This is a genomic window from Bordetella sp. BOR01 (assembly GCF_019218885.1).
Taxonomy (GTDB): Bacteria; Pseudomonadota; Gammaproteobacteria; order Burkholderiales; family Burkholderiaceae_B; genus Bordetella_A.
In genome coordinates this window covers 713,071-737,178 of record NZ_JAHUWT010000001.1, presented here as the reverse complement: position 1 = coordinate 737,178, position 24,108 = coordinate 713,071, and the positions used below count along the sequence as shown (strand labels likewise).

21 protein-coding genes are annotated in these 24,108 nt (G+C 66.2%); 3 read left to right on the top strand and 18 right to left on the bottom strand.

The genetic code is table 11. From position 1 onward, the window contains the following. Positions 1 to 6 precede the first annotated feature (6 nt). From gsiD to KW845_RS03495, 9 genes are all read right to left on the bottom strand, one after another. Positions 7 to 891: a glutathione ABC transporter permease GsiD gene (gsiD, locus tag KW845_RS03535; RefSeq protein WP_218367783.1), complete on the bottom strand. Its 885-nt coding sequence runs from the start codon at positions 889 to 891 to the stop codon at positions 7 to 9. A 7-nt stretch (positions 892 to 898) separates the two neighbouring features. Further along, entirely contained in the window at positions 899 to 1,819 is a 921-nt protein-coding gene (gsiC, locus tag KW845_RS03530) for a glutathione ABC transporter permease GsiC (protein WP_218367782.1), read from the bottom strand. Positions 1,820 to 1,899: 80 nt separating this feature from the next. Then, positions 1,900 to 3,462, bottom strand: a complete 1,563-nt coding sequence (gene gsiB, locus KW845_RS03525; RefSeq protein ID WP_218367781.1) for a glutathione ABC transporter substrate-binding protein GsiB — start codon at positions 3,460 to 3,462, stop codon at positions 1,900 to 1,902. Between the two features lie 36 nt (positions 3,463 to 3,498). Further along, positions 3,499 to 5,373, bottom strand: a complete 1,875-nt coding sequence (locus KW845_RS03520; RefSeq protein ID WP_218367780.1) for a dipeptide ABC transporter ATP-binding protein — start codon at positions 5,371 to 5,373, stop codon at positions 3,499 to 3,501. A 51-nt stretch (positions 5,374 to 5,424) separates the two neighbouring features. Further along, positions 5,425 to 6,405, bottom strand: a complete 981-nt coding sequence (locus KW845_RS03515; RefSeq protein WP_218367779.1) for an isoaspartyl peptidase/L-asparaginase family protein — start codon at positions 6,403 to 6,405, stop codon at positions 5,425 to 5,427. Then, on the bottom strand, positions 6,402 to 7,283 hold the full coding sequence (locus tag KW845_RS03510) for a MurR/RpiR family transcriptional regulator (protein WP_218367778.1): 882 nt from the start codon (positions 7,281 to 7,283) through the stop codon (positions 6,402 to 6,404). The genes KW845_RS03515 and KW845_RS03510 overlap by 4 nt, the downstream gene beginning before the upstream one ends. A gap of 174 nt (positions 7,284 to 7,457) precedes the next feature. Then, positions 7,458 to 8,108, bottom strand: coding sequence for a CoA transferase subunit B (locus KW845_RS03505; protein WP_218367777.1), 651 nt, complete (start codon positions 8,106 to 8,108; stop codon positions 7,458 to 7,460). A 12-nt stretch (positions 8,109 to 8,120) separates the two neighbouring features. Continuing rightward, on the bottom strand, positions 8,121 to 8,819 hold the full coding sequence (locus KW845_RS03500) for a CoA transferase subunit A (protein WP_218367776.1): 699 nt from the start codon (positions 8,817 to 8,819) through the stop codon (positions 8,121 to 8,123). Between the two features lie 73 nt (positions 8,820 to 8,892). After that, positions 8,893 to 9,369: an acyl-CoA thioesterase gene (locus KW845_RS03495; RefSeq protein WP_370628168.1), complete on the bottom strand. Its 477-nt coding sequence runs from the start codon at positions 9,367 to 9,369 to the stop codon at positions 8,893 to 8,895. A 112-nt stretch (positions 9,370 to 9,481) separates the two neighbouring features. Here KW845_RS03495 and KW845_RS03490 point away from each other — a divergent pair, with 112 nt between their 5' ends. From KW845_RS03490 to KW845_RS03480, 3 genes are read left to right on the top strand one after another with little or no spacing between them, the layout of a single operon-like run. After that, positions 9,482 to 11,128, top strand: a complete 1,647-nt coding sequence (locus KW845_RS03490; RefSeq protein ID WP_218367774.1) for an electron transfer flavoprotein-ubiquinone oxidoreductase — start codon at positions 9,482 to 9,484, stop codon at positions 11,126 to 11,128. Positions 11,129 to 11,134: 6 nt separating this feature from the next. Next, on the top strand, positions 11,135 to 11,965 hold the full coding sequence (locus tag KW845_RS03485) for an NAD-dependent epimerase/dehydratase family protein (protein ID WP_218367773.1): 831 nt from the start codon (positions 11,135 to 11,137) through the stop codon (positions 11,963 to 11,965). A 60-nt stretch (positions 11,966 to 12,025) separates the two neighbouring features. Then, entirely contained in the window at positions 12,026 to 13,123 is a 1,098-nt protein-coding gene (locus KW845_RS03480) for a cytochrome P450 (RefSeq protein ID WP_218367772.1), read from the top strand. A 19-nt stretch (positions 13,124 to 13,142) separates the two neighbouring features. Here the strand turns inward: KW845_RS03480 and KW845_RS03475 are convergent, their stop codons facing one another. The 9 genes from KW845_RS03475 to KW845_RS03435 form a co-directional block, all read right to left on the bottom strand. After that, positions 13,143 to 13,919 (bottom strand): enoyl-CoA hydratase/isomerase family protein, encoded by a 777-nt coding sequence (locus tag KW845_RS03475; protein WP_218367771.1) that lies wholly within the window; start codon positions 13,917 to 13,919, stop codon positions 13,143 to 13,145. Next, positions 13,916 to 15,151, bottom strand: coding sequence for a CaiB/BaiF CoA-transferase family protein (locus tag KW845_RS03470; protein ID WP_218367770.1), 1,236 nt, complete (start codon positions 15,149 to 15,151; stop codon positions 13,916 to 13,918). Before KW845_RS03470 ends, KW845_RS03475 begins: the two co-directional genes overlap by 4 nt. Positions 15,152 to 15,213: 62 nt before the next feature. Further along, complete coding sequence (locus KW845_RS03465; protein ID WP_218367769.1) at positions 15,214 to 15,906, bottom strand: GntR family transcriptional regulator; 693 nt, start codon at positions 15,904 to 15,906, stop codon at positions 15,214 to 15,216. A gap of 166 nt (positions 15,907 to 16,072) precedes the next feature. Then, entirely contained in the window at positions 16,073 to 17,083 is a 1,011-nt protein-coding gene (ltaE, locus tag KW845_RS03460) for a low-specificity L-threonine aldolase (protein WP_218367768.1), read from the bottom strand. 56 nt (positions 17,084 to 17,139) lie between these two features. Next, positions 17,140 to 18,021 carry a DMT family transporter gene (locus KW845_RS03455; RefSeq protein ID WP_218367767.1) on the bottom strand — a complete coding sequence of 294 codons (882 nt, stop codon included), beginning with the start codon at positions 18,019 to 18,021 and terminating at the stop codon, positions 17,140 to 17,142. Between the two features lie 111 nt (positions 18,022 to 18,132). After that, the gene (gene acs / locus KW845_RS03450) at positions 18,133 to 20,112 is read right to left on the bottom strand and encodes an acetate--CoA ligase (protein ID WP_218367766.1); all 1,980 of its coding nucleotides are present in this window, start codon (positions 20,110 to 20,112) and stop codon (positions 18,133 to 18,135) included. 165 nt (positions 20,113 to 20,277) lie between these two features. Then, entirely contained in the window at positions 20,278 to 21,624 is a 1,347-nt protein-coding gene (locus tag KW845_RS03445) for an MFS transporter (protein ID WP_218367765.1), read from the bottom strand. Continuing rightward, positions 21,621 to 22,028 (bottom strand): heme-binding protein, encoded by a 408-nt coding sequence (locus KW845_RS03440; protein WP_218367764.1) that lies wholly within the window; start codon positions 22,026 to 22,028, stop codon positions 21,621 to 21,623. Before KW845_RS03440 ends, KW845_RS03445 begins: the two co-directional genes overlap by 4 nt. After that, positions 22,025 to 23,926: a propionate--CoA ligase gene (locus KW845_RS03435; protein WP_218367763.1), complete on the bottom strand. Its 1,902-nt coding sequence runs from the start codon at positions 23,924 to 23,926 to the stop codon at positions 22,025 to 22,027. The genes KW845_RS03440 and KW845_RS03435 overlap by 4 nt, the downstream gene beginning before the upstream one ends. Positions 23,927 to 24,108 lie beyond the last annotated feature (182 nt).

Below are 24,108 nucleotides of genomic sequence, written 5' to 3'. Positions count from 1 at the left end.
GGCAGGCTACAGGCGGTCGATCTTGGGGTCCAGGGCATCGCGCAAGGCGTCGCCCAACAGGTTGAAAGCCAGCACCGTCAGGAAGATCGCCAGGCTGGGGAACAGCGCCACGTGGGGCGCATTGACCATGTCGGCGCGCGCCTCGTTCAGCATGGCGCCCCACTCCGGCGTGGGCGGCTGCGCGCCCATGCCCAGGAACGACAGGCTGGCCGCCGTGATAATGGACGTGCCCACGCGCATGGTGAAATACACCACGATGGACGAGATCGTGCCGGGCAGGATGTGGCGCACCAGGATGGTCCAGTCGGATGCGCCGATGCTCTTGGTGGCCTCGATATAGGTCAGGTTCTTCAGGGCCAGCGTGTTGCCGCGCACCAGGCGCGCGAAGGCCGGCACGCTGAACACCGACACCGCCACCACCACGTTGGTCATGCTGCTGCCCAATATGGCCACCACGCCCAGTGCCAGCAGAATGCCGGGAAACGCGAACAGCACATCGGAAATGCGCATGGTGATGCGGTCCCACCAGCCTTCGTAGTAGCCGGCCATCAAGCCCAGCGCGGTGCCGATCAGGCCGCCCAGCAGCACCGACAGGAAGCCGGCCGCCAGCGAGATGCGCGCGCCCATCAGGATACGGCTGAAGATATCGCGGCCCAGCGGATCGACCCCGAACCAGTGGGTCCAGGACGGACCGGTGTTGATCATGTCGTAGTCGAAGAAATTCTCGGCGTCGTACGGACTGATCCAGGGCGCCAGCACGGCGACCAGCACCAGCAGCAGCACGAACACCAGGGCGCCCACGCCCACGTGCTGCTTGCGGAACTTGCGCCAGAATTCCCCCCACGGGGTACGTACATCGGTGCCGGTATTTACGGCGGTCGTTTGCGTCATGGCCGCCTCACTTGTATCGGATGGTGGGGTTGATGAAACCGTAGAGCATGTCCACGACCAGGTTGATCAGGATGAACTCCAGCGAGAACAGCAGCACCAGCGCCTGAATGACGGGGTAGTCGCGCATGTTGACCGAGTCGACCAGCAGCCGGCCCAGGCCGGGCCAGTTGAATACCGCCTCGACCACGATCGAGCCGCCCAGCAGGAAGCCGAACTGCAGGCCCATCATGGTTACCACCGGGATCAGCGCGTTGCGCAGGCAATGCTTGATGATGACGACACGTTCGCGCAGGCCCTTGGCGCGGGCGGTGCGCACGAAGTCTTCCTGGATCACTTCCACGAACGAGGCGCGGGTAAAGCGCGCCATCACCGCGGCCACCGCGGCGCCCAGCGTAATGGACGGCAGGATGTAGTGCTGCCACGAACTGGCGCCCACCGTCGGCAACCAGCCCAGGTCCACCGAGAATATCTGCATGAACAACATCCCCAGCGCGAACGCCGGGAATGAAATGCCCGAGACGGCCAGCGTCATGCCCAGGCGGTCGGGCCAGCGGTTGCGGTACACCGCCGAGAGAATGCCGATGGTCATGCCGAACACGACCGACCAGGCCATGCTGACCAGGGTCAGCAGCAGCGTGGGCATGAAGCGCTCGGCGATTTCGGTGGCCACCGGCCGGCGCGTGCGGATCGACGTGCCCAGGTCGCCCTGCACGATGTTGGTGAAGAACCGCACGAACTGCTCGGGCAGCGGCTTGTCCAGCCCCAGCTCTTTGCGCACCAGTTCAACGGTCTCGAGATCGGCGTCCTGCCCTGCCGCCAGCCGCGCCGGATCGCCGGGCAGCATGTGCACGAACAGGAACACCAGCACCGCCACGATCAGCAAGGTGGGCGCCAGGCCCACCAGGCGCTTGAGGAAGTAATTCAGCATATTGCAACCTGATCGGCGATGCGCGCGCCCGCCTGGGCGGACCCGCGCATCGACCGTGTTTCGCCGTTAGGCGGGCGTACTTACTTGGAAACCGAGATCTCGCCGGAATTGATGTTGCCGTCGGGCATCACGTAGACACCGTCCAGGTTCTTGCTGCGGGCATACAGCATTTTCTCGGTAACGAGTGCCGCCCACGGCGCATCCTTCCAGATCTGCTCTTGCGCTTCTTTGTAGAGCTGGGTCTTTTCCTTGTCGTCGACCGAGCGCAGGGCCTTGGCGATGTTGCCGTCGACGAGGTCGTTCTTGTAGTAGGCCGTATTGTTCAGCTTGGGCGGGAACGATTCCGAGGCCAGCAACGGACGCAGGGCCCAGTCGGCTTCGCCGGTCGAGGACGACCAGCCCGCGTAGTACATGCGTACCGGCGCGGTGGCGGGGTCCGGCGCGGACTGGACCATCTCGGTGCGCTGGCCCACTTCCAGGGCCTGCACCTGGACTTTCACGCCGACCTGGCGCAATTGCTGCTGCACGAACTGCAGCACTTTCTGGGTGGTGGTGTTGCTATAGCCGCCCCACAGCACCGATTCGAAGCCATCGGGGTAACCGGCCTCGGCCAGCAGTTCCTTGGCCTTCTTGGGATCGTACGGCCACGGGTCCATCTTGTAGGCATAGGTCACGCCTTGCGGCACGATGCCCTGCGCCGGGAAGGCGTAGCCGGCAAACGCCACCTTGGCCAGCGCCTCGCGGTTGATGGCGTAGTTGATGGCCTGGCGCACCTTCACATTGTCGAATGGCTTGTGCTGCACGTTGAAGCTGATGTAGCGGGTGATGATCGAATCGCCCGTCAGCACGTCCAGCTTGTCGCTCTTTTGCAGCAAGGCGGCCTGCTCATACGGCAGCGTGTAGGCGAAATCGGCTTCGCCGGTCTGCAGCATGGCGGCGCGGGTGCTGTTCTCCAGCACCGGTTTCCAGGTGATGGTGTCGACCTTGGGATAGCCCTTCTTCCAGTAGCCGTCGAATTTCTTGCCGCGGACGTAGTCGGTCTGCTTCCAGCCGTCGAACACGAAGGGGCCGGTACCCACCGGATTGAAGGCGATTTCCTTGCCGTACTTTTGCAGCGCGGCCGGCGAAATGATGGCCGCCGAAGCGTGCGCCAGCGAGTTGATGAAGGGCGCGAACGGCTCTTTCAGGGTGATGCGCAAGTTGTAGTCATCGACCGCTTCGACCTTGTCGATGCGGTTGAACTGGTTGTAGCGGGCCAGGTGGTTGTCGCGATCGAGCACGCGATCCAGGTTGGCCTTCACGGCGGCGGCGTTGAACGCGGTACCGTCATGGAACTTCACGCCCTGGCGCAGCTTGAAGGTGTAGGTCAGCCCGTCGGGCGAGACTTCGTAGCTTTCGGCCAGTACAGGCTTGATCTTCAGGTCTTTGTCGAACTCGAACAGGCCTTCATAGAACGACTTGGTGACGGCCGTGGTCAAGGTAGTGTTGGTGTTGTAGGGGTCCAGCGTCTCGGCCTGCGAGCTCAGCGCCAGCACCACATCCTTGGCCGCGAACGCGGCGCTGCCGCAGGTCAGGGCGGACAGTGCCAACAGGCTTGCTGCCAGGGTTTTTCGCTGGGACAGCGAATCGACACATTTATTCATGAACAGGCTCCTTGGGGGGTACAGACGGCTTGCTGATCAGTACGCGCCGGCAATTCGGTGCCGGGCGACAAAATGCCGTGGCGCGACTTGCACCAACGGTTGGACCACCGGTTCGTCGCCGACGGCCCGGATCGGGCTGGGGATTTCATCGGACAGCAGTTCGCGCCTGATGTGCCGGCGCGCCGGATCGGCGATCGGCACAGCGTCCATCAGCTTGCGCGTGTAGGGATGCTGCGGGTTTTCGAAAATGGCGCGGCGCGGGCCGATTTCGACGATCTGTCCCAGGTACATCACCGCCACGCGGTGGCTGACGCGCTCGACCACCGCCATGTCGTGCGAAATGAACAGGAACGCCACGCCCAGCTCGCGCTGCAAGTCGAGCATCAGGTTGACGATCTGCGCCTGGATCGACACATCCAGCGCCGAGACCGACTCGTCGGCCACCACGACCTTGGGATTGAGCGCCAGCGCGCGCGCGATGGCAATGCGCTGGCGCTGGCCGCCAGAGAACTCGTGCGGATAGCGGCTGGCATGCTCGGCCGGCAGGCCGACCTTCTCCAGCAGCCAGGCCACGCGCTGGCGCGCCGCCTCGCCCTTGGCGATGCCGTGCACCAGCAGCGGTTCCATGATCGAGAAACCCACCGTGACGCGTGGATCGAGCGAGGCGAACGGGTCCTGGAAAATGAACTGGATATTGCGGCGCAGGCTTTGCAGCGTGCTGGTAGGCATGTCGCGGATGTTCTGCCCGCCGAATTCGATGGCGCCGCTCTGGCTTTCGACCAGGCGCAGCAGCGAACGGCCGGTGGTCGACTTGCCGCAGCCCGATTCGCCCACCAGCGCCAGGGTTTCGCCGGGGTACAGGTCGAAACTGACTTGCTCGACGGCGTGCACGCGCCGCTTGACGCGCCCGAACAGGCCGCTGGGCACATCGAAACGGGTGATCAGGTCTTTGACGCGCAAAATGGGCTGGGCATCGTCGCGCAGCGTATCGTGGCGCTCGACCGGCGCAACCGCCTGCTGGGTATCGACCCGCAGCAGCGGAAACTTGGCCGGCAAGTCGGTGCCGGCCATGGCGCCCAGGCGCGGCACTGCCGACAGCAACGCGCGTGTGTACGTATGGCGGGGCCGGCCGAATACTTCGTCCGCCCCGCCCTCTTCGACCTTGTCGCCGCGGTACATGACCAGCACCCGGTCGGCCACTTCGGCCACCACGCCCATGTCGTGCGTGATGAAGATCACGCCCATGTCCATTTCTTCCTGCAACTGGCGGATCAGCTGCAGGATCTGCGCCTGGATGGTGACGTCCAGCGCGGTGGTGGGCTCGTCGGCGATCAGCAATTGCGGCTTGCACGACAGCGCCATGGCGATCATGACGCGCTGGCGCATGCCGCCCGACAACTGGTGCGGGTAGCGGTCCAGCACCTGGCGGGCCTCGGGAATGCGCACGCGCTCGAGCATGCGCAGCGCCTCGGCGCGCGCGCTCGCGCTGTCTTTGCCCTGGTGCACCCGGATCGATTCGGCGATCTGGTCGCCAGCCGTGAACACCGGGTTCAGCGAGGTCATGGGCTCCTGGAAAATCATGGCGATGTCGGCGCCGCGTATGGTGCGCATCGCGGCCCCGGGCGCACGCGCCAGGTCGACCACCGCACCGCTGCGCCGGCGCAACAGCATGCTGCCCGAGGCGATCTTGCCGCCGCCGTGCTCCACCAGCCGCATCAAGGCCAGCGACGTGACCGACTTACCCGAACCGGACTCGCCCACGATGGCCAGGGTCTCGCCCCGATCGACGTGGAACGACAGATTGCGCACCGCATCGACCGTGCGTTCCGAAGTCGCGAACCGCACGCTCAGGTCATCGACCTGCACCACGCGGTTATCGGGCAGCGCCAGGCTGCTTGCGCGGTCAACCATATTTCTTCATCCCCTGCAGGCTGCCGCATCGGCAGCGCAATTGCGCGACGGTCATCGATAAATGGCCGCCACCGGTGGCTCGCCCACGCGGGCATAGCCTCGATACATGCCTTCCGTGTTGAACGGCAGGACCACATTGCCTTGGGTGTCGACGGCGATCATGCCGCCCTTGCCCTGGATGGCGGGCAAGGTGTCGAACACCACGCGGTCGGCGGCCGCCTGCAGCGAGGCTCCGCCGTATTCCATCCGGGCCGCCACGTCATAGGCGGCAACGGCGCGAATGAACATTTCGCCGGTACCCGTGGTAGAGACAGCGCAACTGCGGTTGCTGGCATAGCAGCCGGCGCCAATGATCGGGGCATCGCCCACGCGGCCAACCTGCTTGTTGGTGATGCCGCCCGTGGAAGTGGCGGCGGCCACATTGCCCTGGGCGTCAACGGCCACAGCGCCCACTGTGCCGAATTTCTTGTCGGCATCCAGCGGATCGGCCGGCGCAGGCTGGCCACGCGCCACCATGGCCTGGCCATCGTGGTCCAGCACCGCGGCCTCGGGGTTTTCGCGCTGCACGCGCAGCAACTGCTCGCGCCGCGCCTCGGTCGAAAAGTAAGATGGATCGACCAGTTCCAGGCCTTGCTCTCGGGCGAAATCCTCGGCGCCCTGCCCCACGAAGAACACGTGCTTGCTGTGTTCCATGACGGCACGCGCGGCCAGCACCGGATTGCGCACGCAAGTCACGTTGGCGATGGCGCCGCAGCGCAGCGTGATGCCATCCATGATGGACGCATCGAGCTCGTGCGTGCCCGCGCTGGTGAAGACGGCACCGTGCCCGGCGTTGAACAGCGGGCAGTCTTCCAGGCGGCGCACCGCCACGGTGACCGCGTCCAGCGCGCTGCCGCCGGCGGCCAGCACGGCCTGCCCGGCCGCCAGGATCTCGTTCAGGGCCGCCAGGTATTCCTGCTCTTTCTCGGGCGACATGGCGGCACGCGACATGGCGCCCGCCCCCCCGTGAATCGCAATGACCGGCTGAATCATCTTTTTCCTGCTCCTACACCATGGAAAAGCCACGGCATGACGGACTGGGTCACGCCGGCCGCGGCCTGGATTGAATTCTTGGCCCGATGCGCCACCGCAGCCGACAGCCCTTCCACCAAGCCCAGCGCGGCGGCCTCGGAATTGGACGATAGCTGGCGCGAGGTATGGGCATACAGCGCCACCGTGGCCAGCGGCGCCAGCGGCGAGGTGGGCTTGTCGGTCAGCACCAGCACCGGCACCCCGGCCTGCTGCGCGGCGCGGCCTAGGGTGACGGTATCGGCCAGGTAGCGGGGGAAACCGATGGCGATGACCAGATCGCGCTCGGTCATGCGGGCCAATTGGCGCGCGGCATGCGAGACTCCGCCCGGGCCGGCCAACGTGTCGCAGGCATGCAGGTGCATGCACAGGCTGCGCTGCAGCAGGCCGGCCAGAAAGCCGCTGGCGCCGAAACCGATGATGAAGACGCGCTCGGCGCCCAGCACGATATCGACTGCGCGTTCACAGGACTGGGCATCCAGGCCCTGCAAGGTGCGCTGGGCATTGCGGATGTCTTCTTCCAGGATGGCCGCCATGATTTGCACCGCCGTGGCCGAATGCGCCAGCTCGACGCGCAGTTTTTCCACCGGTTCGAGCGCAGCCTCGAAACCGCGCGCCAGTTCGGCGCGGAATTGCGGATAGCCGGGCAAATCGAGCGCGCGGGCAAAGCGGTTGGCGGAAGCGACCGACACGCCCACTGCGGCGGCGAACTCATCGATGGTCATGGTGGCCACGCGGAACTGGTGGGCCAGCACATATTCGGCCATGCGGTGCTGGGCCCGGCTGAAACCGGGCTGCGCGCGGGCGATCCGGGCTGCGAAAGACGGGGTGGCCTGGGTCATGAACGGGTTGCTGCGAGGGGGGGGGCTGGCTGGCGGATGCGAATGTAAATTTGTTTACATCGTAATTTTAAATAAGAAAATTGATTTTCATACTCGGGGATTACCCTCGAGCGGCCAGGCATGAAAAAACCCTGCCGAAGCAGGGTTTCCTGTCATGCGCTTGCCAGGCTCCGGCTACACGCCAGAGACATCCAGCTTGGCCTGGGTCTTGGCCTGGATCTCGTCGACCGTGACGCCGGGCGCCAGTTCGCGCAGCTTCAGGCCGGCTTCGCCGACTTCCAGTACGCCCAGGTCGGTGATGATCAGGTCGACCACGCCCACGCCCGTCAGGGGCAGCGTGCATTCGGGCAGCAGCTTGATGTCTTCGGTACCGTCTTTCTTTTTGGCCACGTGTTCCATCAGTACCACCACCTTGCCCACGCCGGCCACCAGGTCCATGGCGCCCCCCATGCCCTTGACCATCTTGCCCGGAATCATCCAGTTGGCCAGGTCGCCCGTTTCGGACACCTGCATGGCGCCCAGGATGGCCAGGTTGATCTTGCCGCCGCGGATCATCGCGAACGAGTCCGCCGAAGAGAAGATGGACGAGCCGGGCAGCGTGGTAACCGTCTGCTTGCCGGCGTTGATCAGGTCGGCGTCGACCTGGTCGTCGGTGGGGAACGGGCCGATGCCCAGCAGGCCGTTCTCGGATTGCAGCCATACCTCGACACCCTTGGGCACGTGGTTGGCCACCAGGGTGGGCAAGCCGATGCCCAGGTTCACGTAAAAGCCGTCTTGCAGCTCGCGCGCGGCGCGCGCGGCCATTTCATCGCGGGACCATGCCATGTCGTGTTCTCCTTAGGCCGGACGGGTGGTGCGTTGTTCGATGCGCTTTTCCGGCTGCGCGTTCAGCACGATGCGCTGCACATAGATGCCAGGCAGATGGATCTGGTCGGGGTCGAGCGAACCTGTATCGACGATTTTCTCGACCTCTACCACGGTGATCTTGCCGGCCATGGCCACATTGGGATTGAAATTGCGCGCCGTCTTGCGGAACACCAGGTTGCCGCTGCGGTCGGCGATGTACGCCTTCACCAGCGACACATCGGGCACCAGCGAACGCTCCATGACATATTGCTGGCCATCGAATTCGCGCAGTTCCTTGCCGTCGGCCACGATAGTGCCCACGCCGGTGCGCGTGAAGAACGCCGGGATGCCCGCACCGCCGGCGCGCAGCTTTTCGGCCAGCGTGCCTTGCGGCGTGAATTCCAGCTCGAGTTCGCCGGCCAGGTACTGGCGCTCGAACTCTTTGTTTTCGCCCACATACGAGGCGATCATTTTGCGAACCTGGCGGGTATTGAGCAGTTGGCCCAATCCGAAACCGTCCACCCCGGCATTGTTGCTGACGCAGGTCAGCCCCTTGACGCCCGAGTCGCGCAAGGCCGCGATCAGTGCCTCGGGGATGCCGCACAGGCCGAAGCCGCCCACTGCGATCATCTGGCCGTCTTCGACGACGCCTGCCAGCGCTTCGGCGGCGCTTGCATACACTTTGTCCATCTGTCCAGCTCCTAGTGAAGTTCGGGTTTACAGAGGCGCGGCTGCAAGAAGGGGTGGCGCGCCCGCTCGTTATTTATTGGTTTGAACCGATTTTAGCGGCTTGCGCGGCGGGCATGCACTGCCTGCCCAGTTGCTCCAGCACGCCGGGCGACCACGGCTGCGAACGGTTGGTCGCATAATCCATCCATACCAGTACGGTACGCCCACGCGCATACGGGCCGGCGTCGTCGCCCGCCTTGTCCAGCACCACGTCGGCGTCCAGGCTGGAACGGCCGATGCGCGTGATCCGGTGCGTGACCCGCACGCTGACCGGGTACGTGAAAGGCCGCAGGAAGTCGCACGACGCATGCGCCAGGATAAAGCCCTGGCCGGCCGGGGGCGACCAGTCCTGCCCGTGCAGCATATGGATGCGCGCCTCTTCCATCATGCGGAAATACACGGTGTTGTTCATGTGATTGAGCGCATCGGCATCGCCCCAGCGCATGGGCACTTCGGCCTGATGCCAATCGCCTACTTCAAGAATACGGGCGTTTTGCGGGTCCCGGGTCAATGGGTGCTCCTGACAGTAATCAAGCAGCCGGGGCACGAGCCGGCCGGCTGCAATACAATCGCCGATAATACTTCCTTGCATCACCAGACGGCACATAGAGGGGATTGGAGTAATGTCCGAACGCGAGTCAATGGAATATGACGTGGTGGTTGTCGGCGGCGGGCCGGCAGGCTTGGCCGCCGCGTTGCGCCTGAAGCAGCTGGCTACCGAGCAGAACCGCGAACTGAGCGTGTGCGTACTCGAGAAAGGCGCCGAGCTCGGCGCCCATATCCTGTCCGGCGCCGTGATGGATCCGCTGGCCCTGACCGAGCTGATCCCCGACTGGAAAGACAAGGGCGCGCCACTGAACGTGCCGGTCACCCAGGACCAGTTCCTGTTCCTGACCCGCACCGGCGCGCGCAGCACCCCCAACTGGATGCTGCCGGCCTGTTTCCAGAACCACGGCAACTACGTCGTGCGCCTGGGCGACGTGGTGAAATGGATGGGCGACCAGGCCGAGGCCGCCGGCGTCGAGATATTCCCCGGCTTTGCCGCGGCTGAGGTGCTGTACGACGAAAACGGTGCGGTGCGCGGCGTGGCCACCGGCGACATGGGCGTGGCGCGCGACGGCTCGCACACCGACCACTACCAGCCCGGCATGGAACTGCTGGCGCGCTACACGATCTTCGCCGAAGGCTCGCGTGGGCAACTGGGCCGCCAGCTCATCGAGCGCTACAAGCTCGACGACGGCCGCGATCCCCAGGCGTACGGCATCGGCCTGAAAGAAATGTGGGAAGTCGACCCGGCCCAGGCCCGGCCAGGCCTGGTAGTGCATACCGCCGGCTGGCCGCTCGATGCCGACACCTACGGCGGCTCGTTCCTGTACCACCTGGACAACAATCTGGTGGCGGTGGGCATGGTGGTTGGCCTGGACTACGCCAACCCCTGGCTGTCGCCGTTCGAAGAATTCCAGCGCTACAAAACCCACCCCGCCATCCGCGGCACATTCGAAGGCGGCAAGCGCATTGCCTACGGCGCGCGCTCCATCACGGCCGGCGGCCTGCTGGCGCTGCCCAAGCTCACCTTCCCGGGCGGCGCGCTGGTGGGCTGTGAAGCCGGTTTCCTGAATGCCTCGCGCATCAAGGGCAGCCATGCCGCCATCAAGACCGGCATGCTGGCCGCCGATGCCGCCTTCGAGGCAGTGGCCGCCGACCGCCGCCAGGACGAGCTCTCGGCCTACCCGGCCGCGTTCGAATCGTCGTGGCTGCGCACCGAACTGAACAAGGCACGCAACTTCAAGCAGTGGTTCAAGAAGGGCAGCACGGTCGCCACCCTGATGACCGGCATCGAGCAACTGGTGCTCAAGGGCAACATCCCCTGGACCCTGCATCGCACCAAGCCCGATCATGCCTGCCTGCAGCCGGCCTCGGAATGCGCGCGCATCGATTACCCGAAACCCGACGGCAAGCTGACCTTCGACAAGCTCAGTTCGGTATTCATCTCGAACACCAACCACGACGAAAACGAACCGGTCCACCTGACCCTGAAAGACCCCACGGTGCCGGTGGCGGTGAACCTGGCCAAATATGGCGGCCCCGAGGCCCGCTACTGTCCGGCCGGCGTGTACGAGTTCGTGAAAGATAGCCACGGCGACGACCGCCTGCAGATCAATGCGCAGAACTGCGTGCACTGCAAGACCTGCGACATCAAGGACCCTACCCAGAATATCGTGTGGGTGGCCCCGCAGGGCGGCGAAGGCCCGGTCTATAGCGGCATGTAGGCCGGCATGGCCGAACGCGTCCTGCTGGCGGGCTGCGGCGACCTGGGCTTGCGCCTGGCGCACCGCTTGCGGGCGCGCGGCGCCAACGTCTGGGCACTGCGGCGCCAGCCGCCAGCGGGCAGCGACGACGGCATCCATTGGCTGCGCGCCGACCTGACCCAGCCCGATACCCTGGCCGGCCTGCCAGCCGGAATCACCCACCTGGCGTATTTGCCGGCTCCCGGCGCGCGGGATCCTGCCGTCTATCGGGCGGTGTTCCGCGATGGCCTGCCCACCCTGTTGGCGGCCCTGGACACCCGCGCGCTGCGGCGCGTGCTGTTCGTGTCGTCTTCGGCCGTGTACGGCGACAACCACGGCGGCTGGGTCGATGAAACCACCCCGCCCGATCCCGCCGGGTTCAACGGCCGCATCCTGCTGGACACCGAAAACTGGCTGGCCGCGCAAGCGGTGCCTTCCGTCAGCCTGCGCCTGGCTGGCCTGTACGGCCCGGGCCGGCTGCAATTGATCGAGCGCCTGCGGGCCGGTACGGCACGGGCGCCGCGCCATCCGCCGCATTGGGCCAACCGTATCCATATCGACGATGCCGCGGCCGCCGCGGCCCACCTGCTGGCACTGCCGCAGGCCCAGGCGGTCTACGTCGGCTGCGATGACACGCCGTTGCCGCTGCACGAACTGTACGCCCATCTGGCCCGCCTGGCCGGCGCCCCCGAACCCGCCGAAGGGCCGGCTCCGGCGGCCGTGGGCAGCAAGAAACTCAGCAATGCGAGGCTGCGCGCCAGCGGCCTGGCCTTGCAGTGGCCCGACGCCCGCGCCGGCTACGCGGCGCTGCTGGCCTGACGCGCCATTCTTCGACCCGCATCGAAGCATTGCCACCGGCATACGCCCGATACTGGCGCCATGCCACCTACCGATCCCATCCAGGCCGTTACCCACGCCGACCCGTATCCGTACTATCGCATGCTGGCGCGCGACCGGCCGCTGTACCACGACCCTGCGCTGGACTTGTGGATTGCCAGCACGCCAGCCTTGATCCGTGCCGTGCTCGACCATAGCGCCGCCCGCGTGCGCCCGGCGCAAGAACCGGTGCCGCAGGCCTTGCACGATGGTGCCGCCGGCCTGCTGTTCAGCCGCTTCGTACGCATGAGCGACGGGCCCGGCCATGCGGGCTTGAAGCCGTTGCTGGCAGACTGCCTGCTTGCATTGTCCCCCACCGCCACGCCCTGTTGGCCCGCGATGCCGCGCGACTTGCCCGCGCTGGACGACTTTCTGTTCGACGCCCCCGTGTACGCCATGGCCCGCCATCTGGGCCTGGCGCAGCAGGTCGCGCCGGCGTGTGCCCGCGACGTGCGGCAGTTTCGTGCCGCACTGCGTCCGGCGGCGACTGCGGATAACGTGGCGGCGGGCCATGCCGCGGCGGCACGCCTGCAAGCCACCCTGGCCGCACTATTGGAAACGCAAGCCGGCGGCACGCCGCTGGCCGTGCTGCGCGGCCGCGCGGCGCAGGCGGGTATCGAACCTGACGTCATTGCCGCCAATCTGGCCGGCCTGTTGTTCCAGTCGTGCGAAGCGGGTGCGGGGCTGATCGGCAATACGCTGGTGGCGCTGGCCCGCGACCCGGTAACGGCCGCGGCTGCCCGCCAGGACACCCGCGAGTGCCTGCGCATGGCGGCACATACGGCGCAGTACGACCCCCCGGTGCACAACACCCGGCGCTACCTGTGCGCCCCCATCCCGCTGGACGGCCATGTGCTACCGGCCGGGGCCACGGTATTGCTGGTGCTGGCCGCGGCCGGCATCGAGCAGCCCGGCGCCATACCCTGGACGTTCGGTGCCGGCCGGCATGCCTGCCCGGGCCATGCGCCGGCCATACAGTCAGCCGGCCAGGCAGTGTCGCGCCTGTTGCAGGGTGGCCTGGATCCCGCCCAGTTGCTGGGCGGACCGCACTACCGTCCCTTGCCGAATGCACGCGTGCCGTATTTTGCGGCAGCGGCCTGAAAGCCGGGCGTACGCTGGATCAGCGGCCAGTCCAGCGCGGCCGCTGCTTGGCCAGGAAAGCTTCGATGCCGATGCGGAAATCGCGGCTGCCGTAGCATTCGCGCACCAGGTCGTCGTTGCGTGACAGGCCTTCGACGACCAGGCGGCGGATGGTTTCCTTGGCCGCCTTGATGGTCAGCGGCGCGTTGCCGGCCAGCCGCTGGCACAGCGCGGCCACCTTGGCATCGAGCGCCTCGGGTTCGACGATTTCGTGCACGAACCCGCAATCGCGCGCCTCGGCGGCCGCGATGGTCTCGGCCAGCAGCAGCATGCGCTTGGCGCGGGCGGCGCCGAAGCCGGCCACCACGCGCGCCGTGTTGGCGCTGGACAGGCAATTGCCCAGCGTGCGGGCGATAGGCACGCCGAACACCGCGGCCGGCGTCGCCACGCGGAAGTCGCAGGCGGCGGCCATGGCCAATCCGCCGCCGATGGCATAGCCGTCGATCACGGCCACCGTCGGGAATGGCAGCGATTCAAGCAACTGGACACGTTCGTCGATGACCGCCTCGTAGCGGATGCCATCGTCGCCCGACTCGAACTCCAGGAACTGCTCGATGTCGGTGCCGGCCACGAATGCCTGGCCGCCGGCGCCGCGCAGCGTGGCGGCGCGTATATCATCGCGTTGCCCCAAGGCCTGGCAGATGGCGGCCAGTTCGTCGTACATGGACCAGGTCATGGCGTTGCGCGCCTCGGGCCGGTCGAACACGACGGCCGCGATGCCGTCCTGGACGGTCAGGTGGACTTTTCCGGTGCTCATGATGCGAATGCTCCGTCAGCCTGCAGTTGGTCGAGCTCGGCGCCCGCGATGCCAAGTTCTGCCAGAATGGCCTGCGTGTGCTCGCCCAGTAGCGGCGGCGGCATGCGCACTTGCTGCGGCGTGCCCGACAGCTTCACCGCGAAGCCGATATTCGGAATCGAGCCTTCGACCGGATGGGCGATATCCAGCCGCATGCCGCGATGCCGGGCATGCTCGCTCTCGAAGGCCTCGGGATAGCTTTGCATGGGGCCGGCCGGGATACCGGCCGCCAGCAGCGTCTCGGTCCAGTCGGCGCGCGTGCGGGTGCGGAAAGTCTGCTCCAGCGTCTCGATCAGGATCTCCCGGTTGGCCAGGCGCGAAGCGATATCCTTGAAGCGCTCATCGGCCAGCAGCTCGGGCCGGCCGATGGTGTCGCACAACAGTTTCCACAGCTTGTTGTTGGTGGCCCCCATGACGAAGTAGCCATCGGAAGCCTCGACCGCCTGGTAAGGCGCGCTCATGCGGTTGGCGGTGCCCAGCGGCGTGGGGACTTTGCCCGTACCCCAGTATTCCGAAATATCCCACACCGAGAAGGCCATGGCCGAGTCGAACAGCGAGGCGTCGATGAACTGCCCTTCGCCGCCGCGTGCCTTGCCGATGTAGGCCGACAGCACCGCGTAGGTGGCAAACAGCGCGCAGCCGATATCGGCCACCGGCACGCCGGCCTTCACCGGCGGGCCACCGGCATGGCCGGTAACGCTCATCACGCCCGACATGGCCTGGGCCATCAGGTCGTAGCCGGGCCGCTGCGACCAGGGCCCGGTCTGGCCGAAGCCCGAAATGCTGGCATACACCAGGCCGGGATTCAGCTCTCGCAGGGTTTCGTATCCCAGCCCCAGGCGCTGCATCACGCCAGGCCGATAGTTCTCGACCAGGATGTCGGCCTGCTCCACCAGGCGCAGCAGCACGGCGCGGCCGGCATCGCTTTTCAGGTTCAGCGTGATGCTGCGCTTGTTGCGGTTCAGGTTCATGAAGCCCAGGCTGTCATCGCCCTTCATCTTGAATCCCATTGCGCCGCGCGTCTGGTCGCCTGTCGTGGGCGGCTCGACCTTGACCACGTCCGCACCCATGTCGGCCAGCAGCATCGTGCAGTAGGGCCCGGCCATCACCTGCGTCAGGTCGATGACCCGCACGCCGGCCAGCGGCTGTTTGCGGTCAGGGGCGTGCGATGCAGTCGAATTGGCTTGGTTCATGATGAAAGTCTCGCTTCTGGTGTCGGGGAAGTGACGTTGCCGCGCGCAGCCGCCCGAGCGCATCAGGGCGCGGCAGGCGGCTGGTCGCGCTGGATGGATTCCTTGGCGATATTCACGACAGTGCCTTCGACGTGTGCCTTGAGCAGTTTGCCCACCCGCTCGGCATCGCGCGCCTCGAAGGCCTCGATGATGGCCTGGTGTTCGCGCACGGCGCGGTCCCAGTTGTCTTGCGACTTGCGCCGCACGTAGCGCACGTTATGCACGCGCATCAGGATCTGTTCGTAGAAACCCGTCAGGACCGCGTTGTCGGCGATCTCGAAAAGCGCGTAATGGATGGCGCGCCCGTATTTCAGGTAAGACACCTCGTCGCCGGCGTGGTAATGCTCCAGCATGGCATCGTGCATGGCGCGCATGCGCGCCATGTCGGAATCGGTGGCGCGCCGGCAGGCGGTTTCGCCGGCCACGGCCTCCAGCGCCGCCATCACCGGAAAATGCTGCTCGACTTCCTCTTCGCGCAACACCGCCACGATGGCGCCCCGGTTGGGCAACAGTTGCAGCACGCCTTCCGAAGCCAGCACCTTCAGCGCCTCGCGCATGGGGGTGCGCGAAATGCCGAAGCGCCGGCACAGGGCCTGTTCGGGCACTTTCTCGCCAGGCTTGAGCTCGCCCCTGATAAGCAGTGCCCGCAGGTTGGCGATCAGCGTGTCGTGCAAGCTGACGCGCACGATTTTTTCGGAGACTTCGGGGTGGTCCATGATGGGGATAGATCCAGCAGCGCAACACTTGCCACTATCATAATATGAATAATGCATGCATTATTCTTTATTCTTTTCAGGGATTTCCCATGGCCGGCCACGAATCGGCATCAGCAAATCAGCAAAAAAAGGCCCCATCGGGGCCTTGGCGGGCAGCCTGCCTTCTTCAGGCGAAATAGGCCTGGATGGCGCGCACGGTTGTCGATATGTCGTCGGCCGACACATCCAGGTGCGTAACCAGGCGGGTCGGGCCGCCATACACGGCGCGCATCTGGATGCCCTGCTCTTGCAACGCACGCGACAAGGGTTCGCAATCCTGGGGCGCGAACTCGACGAACACCATGTTGGTGTTCTGCGCCAGCACGCGCACACCCTTGATGCCGGCCAGCCCTTCGGCCAGCAGCCGCGCATTTTCATGGTCTTGTGCCAGGCGCTCGACGTGATGTTCCAGCGCATGCAGGCAGGCGGCGGCCAGTATCCCGGATTGCCGCATCCCCCCGCCCAGCACTTTGCGCCAACGGCGCGCCGCATCGATCAGGGCCAGGCTACCCACCAATACCGAACCCACCGGCGCCCCCAGGCCCTTGGAAAAGCAGATCGACACGCTGTCGAAAGGGGCGCAAACGTCGCGCACCGGCTGCCCCGAGGCCACCGCCGCGTTGAACACCCGGGCACCGTCCAGATGCAGGCCCAGTTCATGCTTGCGCGCGAACGCGGCCGCCTGCTCGATATAGCCGGCCGGAATCACCTTGCCCTGGAAGGTGTTTTCCAGCGCCAGCAAGCGGGTGCGCGCGTAATGCGGATCGCCCTTGGGCTTGACCGCGGCGGCCAGCTTTTCCAGCGGCAGCGTGCCGTCGGCAGCGTGCTCGATGGGCTGGGGCTGGATGCTGCCCAGCACCGCGGCACCGCCGCCTTCGTATTTGTAGGTATGGGCCAGCTGGCCGACCAGGTATTCGTCGCCACGGCCGCAATGCGCCATCAGGGCAGCCAGGTTGCTTTGCGTGCCCGACGGGAAGAACAGCCCCGCTTCCTTGCCGGTACGCTCGGCCAGCGCCTGCTGCAGGCGCTGCACGGTAGGGTCGTTGCCCATGACATCGTCGCCCACCGGCGCCGAGGCAATGGCCTGCAACATGGCGGCGGTGGGCCGCGTAACGGTATCGCTGCGCAAATCGATCATAAGTGCTCCAGATGCTTCAGTATCCCGGCGGGCAGTGGCCCGCCATTGCAAGAAAACTATGCCGGCCGGCGCGACACGCGGCTCACGACCCACAGGCCGCCCAGTATCAGCGCCATGCCGGCCATCTCGATCAAGGTCGGCTGTTCGTCCAGCACCAGCCAGGCCAGCAGCGTGGCCACGACGGGCACGCCCAGGCTGGACAAGCCGGCAATCGACGCCGGCACCCGCCGCACGACCGACAGCCACAGCAACCAACCCGCCGCGGTGGCAATCAGCACAATGTAGAGCATGCCGGCCCACAATTGCCAAACCCACTGCACCGGCACCTGCGGCACCCACAGCGCGGCCGGCACCGTCAGCGCGCCGCCCAGCAACATCTGCCAGGCGGTGAACGTCATCAGGTCGGGGGCATGGCGGTCGAACATGCGCTTGGACAGCACGGTTCCCAGGCCCCAGCACAGGCCGCCCACCAGGGCCAGCAGCACCGCGATCGCGTCGCCCATGCCGCCCCAGGGCTCCAGAAAGCACACCAGGCCGGCCGCGGCCAACGCGAAGCCCGTACCATGGCGCGCCGTGGGCTTTTCGCCCAGCAAGGCCCAGGCAAACACCACCACCCAGAACGGCATGGTATAGGCCAGCAGCGACACCTTGCCCACCCCGCCCGTCACCAGTGCGATCTGCACCAATACCTGGAAACCGGCCGTCTGGGTCAACGCCGTCAGCACGGTCAGCTTCCAGGGGGTCATGGCCAGCGGCCGGTGCAGCGCCACCAGCAGCACGAACAGCACCAGGCTGCCCGCCAGGTAGCGCACCGCCACGAACTGGAAGGGCCCGATATACGGCACGATCAGCTTCATCGAGATCCAACTGCCGGCCCACACCAGGATGGTGGCGAACATCAGGGCCAAACCGGTACGATCGAAGTTGCTGCGGCTCACGGGGAAGACTCGTGCGGAAAAAGAAAACGCGCCTGCCCCGGCATCAACCGGGGCAGGCGCGTTCGATGATACTCCTGGGCGCGCCCGGCCCGGCGCGCCGCGGCCATGGCATCAGACCGGCTTGGCCAGTTGCTCGAGAATGGCGGGGTTTTCCAGCGTGGAGACGTCCTGGGTGACTTCCTCGCCCTTGGCCACCACGCGCAGCAGGCGGCGCATGATCTTGCCCGAGCGGGTCTTGGGCAGATTGTCGCCGAAGCGGATGTCCTTGGGCTTGGCGATGGGGCCGATTTCCTTGCCCACCCAATCGCGCAACTGCTTGGCGATGGCCAGGGCCTCGTCGCCTTCAGGCCGGGAGCGCTTGAGCACCACGAAGGCCACCACGGCTTCGCCGGTGGTGTCGTCGGGGCGCCCCACCACCGCCGCCTCGGCCACCAGCTCGTGCGATACCAGCGCCGATTCGACTTCCATGGTGCCCAGGCGATGGCCCGAGACATTGAGCACGTCGTCGATGCGGCCCATGATCCAGAAATAGCCATCGGCATCGCGTTGCGCGCCATCGCCGGCCAGGTAATAGCCGCGCAGCTCGGGCGGGAAGTAGCTTTTCTTGAAGCGCTCGGGGTCGCCCCAGATGGTGCGGATCATGGCGGGCCAGGGGCGCTTGATCACCAGGAAGCCGCCATTGCCTTGTTCGACATCGCCACCCGTTTCATCGACGATGGCCGCGGCCACGCCCGGCAACGGCAGCGTGCACGAGCCCGGCTTGGTGGGCGTGGCGCCCGGCAGCGGCGTGATCATGTGGCCGCCGGTTTCGGTCTGCCACCAGGTATCGACAATGGGACAGCGCTCGCGGCCCACGTTCTTGTGGTACCAGACCCAGGCTTCGGGGTTGATGGGTTCGCCCACCGTGCCGATGATGCGCAGGCTGTCGAGATCGTAGTTGCGCGGATGCACGTCGGACGATGCCTCGGCCGCCTTGATCAGCGAGCGGATTGCCGTGGGCGCGGTATAGAAGGTGGTGACCTTGTGGCGCGCGATCATGTCCCAGAAGCGCCCCGCGTTGGGATAGGTGGGCACGCCCTCGAACACGATTTGCGTCAGGCCGGCCGCCAGCGGACCGTAGGTGATGTAGGTATGGCCCGTGACCCAGCCCACGTCGGCCGTGCACCAGTAGACGTCGTCTTTGCGGGCGTCGAAAGTCCATTGCACGGTCAGCAGCGACCACAGCAGATAGCCCGCCGACGAATGCTGCACGCCCTTGGGCTTGCCGGTGGACCCCGACGTGTACAGGATGAACAACGGATGTTCGGCATTGACCGGCACCGGCTCGCAGGTGTCGGGCTGGCCGGCCTCGACATCGTGCATCCACAGGTCGCGGTTGTCGTGCCAGGCCACCTTGCCGCCGGTGCGCTTGTAGACGACGACCTTCGTGACCGCATCGCAACCGCCCATGGCGATGGCTTCTTCGACGGCGGGCTTCAAGGGTATGGTCTTGCCGCCGCGCACTTGTTCATCGGCGGTGATGACCAGCGTGGCGCCCACGTCGACAATGCGTTCCTGCAGGCTTTTGGCCGAGAACCCGCCGAACACCACCGAGTGGATGACGCCCAGCCGCGCGCAGGCCTGCATGGCCACCACGGCCTGGATGGACATGGGCATGTAGATGATGGCCCGATCGCCCTTCTTGTAGCCCAGCGACTTCAGCCCGTTGGCGAAGCGGCACACGCGCGCCAGCAGGTCGCGGTAGGTGACCTGGTCGACCTTGCCGTCGTCGGATTCGAAGATGATGGCGGTCTTGTCGGCGTTGCCGTTGGCCAGGTGCACATCGAGGCAGTTGGCCGACACGTTGAGTTCGCCGTCGCCGAACCAGCGGTAGAACGGCGCGTCGGATTCGTCGAGCACCTGCGTGAAAGGCTTGGTCCAGTTCAGGTTCTCGCGGGCCAGGCGCGTCCAGAAGCCGTCGAAGTCTTGCTCGGCTTCCTGGCACAGCGCGCGGTAGGCATCCAGGCTGTCGATGCGTGCGCCTTGCACGGCGCGCTCGGGCGGTGGGAACACACGTGTTTCGACCAGGACGGATTCGATGGTATTGGACATGGTTGTCTCCGGGTTCATGATTTGTAGGTATGGCGATGCGTTGCCTATACCTAACCGTATCGCCGCGCTCTTACGGGCACCTTACGCAACCAGGCGGGCTGGAGCGGCCTGCCCGGCGCACGTACAGCGGTTTCAGTCATAAGAATACCAGCCGGGCGCCGGGCCTCAGCCTTGCAACGCCCGCCGGGCCAGCCCCGCGCGTATGTCGACACGGGCCAGCAACAGCAGGCCGCCCACGAAGAACACGCCGGTCACCAGGATGGCAAGGCGGTGATTGCCGGCCGTCAGCCAGGTAACCAGGCCGTAGGTCAGCGGCCCCACGACGGCGGCGAGCTGTATCGCGAACGTCCACAAGGCAAAGAACTCGGCCAGGCGCGACGGCGGCGCCAAGGCGCCGACCATGGCCCGGCCGGCGCTCTGGCTGGTACCCATGCACAAGCCGGCCAGGATGGCCGCGGCCCAGAAAACCGGCGCAGTCACGGCCGCATAGGCCACCAGCACCATGACGATCCACCCGGCCAGCGTGATGCCCAGGGCGCGCTTGTGGCCGATACGGTCTTGCAGGTAGCCGAAGCCGAACGCGCCCACGGCCGCACCGATGTTTACGGTAAATACCAGCAGCATGATCTGCGGCAAGGTAAAGCCCATTACTTGCTCGGCATAGACGGCAGCCAAGGTCACGACCACCGCGATGCCCGCCTGGTAGCAGGCCCCGCACATCAGCAAGCGGCGAAATTCGGGATAGTGCGCGCCCGTGTCGCGCCATGCCGCCGCCAGGCGGCGCAGCATGTTGGGCGCGCGCACGGCAATGGCATGCGGCACGGCGCGTTCCCGCAGCAGGAAGAACGACGGCAAGGCGGCCAACGCGAACACCAGGCTGGTGATGACGATGACCCACGGCACGTATTGCGGCGCCGACAGGCCGCGCGATTCGCCCATCGTGACGGCCGCCAGCGACAGGCCCAGCGTCAGCATGCCGCCGCAATAGCCGAAGCTCCAGCCCCAGCCGGAAACGCGGCCCAGCGCAGCCGGACGCGCCAATTCAGGCAAGAATGCGGCCACCACCGATTCGCCCACGCAATAGCAGTAATTGGACACGGCCACCGCCGCCAGTGCCAGCCATACGTCGCCCGGCCCCGCCTGGGTCAGCACCAGGGTTGCCGCCACGCAGCCGGCCGTGCTGGTATACAGCAAGCGCCGCTTGGCCGCGCGCGCGTCGGCACGCGCGCCCAGGGTGGGCATGGTCAGCATGATGCACAGGTACGACAGCGACAGCGCCGCCGTCCAGGCCAGCGTGGCCCAATCGGCACGCTGGCCCACCACGCTGACGAAATACGTGCTGAACACGGTAGTGAGGATCACCGTGGTGTAGCCCGAGTTGGCGAAGTCGTACATCGCCCAGGCCCAGACCTCGCGGCGCGTGACGCCGGGATTGAGCACGCCGGCCACCAGGCCGGCGGCCGGCGCAGGGGCCGGCCCGGCGTCCGGCTCGGGAGGCAATGGGTGCGTCACAGGCCCAGCGCCGCGATGCCGGCGCGCGCGATCTCGGCATCCTCAGACGACTTCACGCCCGACACGCCCACCGCGCCCACCACGCCGCCATCGGCCTGGATGGGTACGCCGCCCTCGAGCATGCCCTGGAGCAACGGCGCCGACAAGAACGCATAGCGGCCATTGTTGATGGCCTCTTCATAGAGGCGCGATTCGCGCCGGCCCAGCGCGGCCGTCTGCGCCTTGGCCGGTGCCAGGTGGCTGGAGACAGGCGCCGCGCCGTCGAGCCGCAGCATGCCCAGCGTGTGCCCGCCGTCGTCGACCACGGCGATGGCAACCGCCCAGCCGTTCTTCACGGCATGTGCTTCGGCAGCGGCCAGCACTTTCTTGACGTCTTCGGCGGTCAACACGGGTTTGGTCTTCATTGCAGCGATTCCTTGATCTGTTCGAGTGATGTGGGATCTTCGATGGTGGTGAGATCGCCCGGGTCGCGCCCTTCGCACACGGCCACGATGGCACGGCGCAGCACCTTGCCCGAACGGGTCTTGGGCAGCGCTGCCACGAAGAGGATGCGCGTCGGACGGGCCACGGCGCCGAGTTGCTCTTGCACCACGCGCATGATATCGCCTTCCAGCGCTCGTGCGGCTTCGGCCGAGGCCGCCGCGTCCGGGCGCTTCAATACCGCGAACGCCATGGCCGTCTGCCCTTTCAGCGCGTCGGCCACCCCCACCACGGCGCACTCGGCAATATTCTGGTGGCTGTTGATGGACTCTTCGATCTCGCGCGTGCCCAGCCGATGCCCGGCCACGTTGATGACGTCGTCGGTACGCCCCAGGATGAACCAGTAGCCGTCATCGTCGACGCGCCCCCAATCGAAGGTGGAGTACAGCTGGCGACCCGGAATCGAGGTGAAATAGGTTTGCACGAAGCGCTCGTCGTCGCCCCAGATGGTGGACATGGCGCCCGGCGGCAGCGGCGGCGCAATGGCCACCACGCCCTTCTCGCCCGGCCCCAGGTCGGCGCCCGTGCTTTCGCTGACGATGCGCGCATCGAAGCCGTACACCGGGAACGAGGGGCTGCCGAAACGCGTGGGAACGCGCTCGACCCCCGGCTGCGCCGACAAGATCGGCCAGCCCGATTCGGTTTGCCAATAGTTGTCGATAATGGGCTTGCCCAGCCCTTGCGAAATCCATTGCGCGGTGGGTTCGTCCAGCGGTTCGCCGGCCAGGTATACCGCCCGCAGCGACGACAGGTCATGGCGCGACAGCAGTTCGGGCGCCTGGCGCTTCAGCACGCGCACTGCGGTAGGCGCCGAGAACAGCGTATTGACCCCGAACTGCTCGACCAGCTTCCACAAGATGGCGCCATCGGGACGTACCGGCGTGCCCTCATACAAGATGCTGGCCTGCCCGCCGATCAGCGGCCCATAGACGATATATGAATGCCCCACCACCCAGCCGATATCGCTGGTGCAGAAATAGGTATCGCCAGGCTTGCCGTCGAACAGGTATTCCATGGACGCGGCCAGCGCCACCGCATAGCCGCCGACGTCGCGCTGCACGCCCTTGGGCTTGCCGGTGGTGCCCGAGGTGTACAGGATATAACTGGGCTCGGACGATTCCAGCCATTGCACCGGTACCTGGGCGCCCTCGTGGCGCGCGCGCAGTTCGGCGTAATCGAGGTCGCGCCCGGCCTGGCGCTCGCAGCGCGCCAGGCCACGGTCGAGCACGATGACCGAGCCCGGTGGCTGCGTGGACAGTGCCAGGGCCTTGTCCAGCAAGGGCTTGTACGGCACCACCTTGCCGGCGCGCGAACCCGCGTCGGTCGAGACGATGACCTTGGGCGCGGCATCGTCGATACGCTGCGCCAGGTTCACCGACGCAAAGCCGCCGAACACCACCGAGTGCACTGCGCCCAGGCGCGCGCAGGCCAGCATGGTGAACACGGCCTCGGGCACCATGGGCATGTACAGCAGCACGCGATCGCCGCGGCCCACCCCCTGCTCGCGCAGCATGGCGGCCACTGCGTTGACTTCGTCGTACAGTTGGCGGCGCGTATAGATGGCTTCGCGGTCGACTTCGGTCGATACCCAGATCAACGCGGGCTGGTCGGCCTGCTGGGGCAGCCAACGGTCGACCGCGTTGTAGCAAAGATTGGTGTGCCCGCCCACGAACCAGCGGGCAAACGGCGGACGGGAATAGTCGAGCACCTGCTCGAATGGTGTTTCCCAGTGGATGCGGTCGGCTTCGGCGCGCCAGAATGCATCGCGGTCATGGATGGATCGGTGATGAAAATCGAGGGTTTTTTGCATGCTTGCCTCCATATGCGCAGGTTTCTCTCCGTGTGCGCGGGCTTCTTCGGTCCCTGAAGGCGCTATTGTGGCTGGCAAAGCTTGCATCAGGCTTGCCCGACGACCTGGGGAATTCCCCATGCTCACCGGCCCGCGCGCAGGCCAGCGGCTAGCGGCAAACCATGCATTTGCTAGAATCCCGGCAATTCCACCAG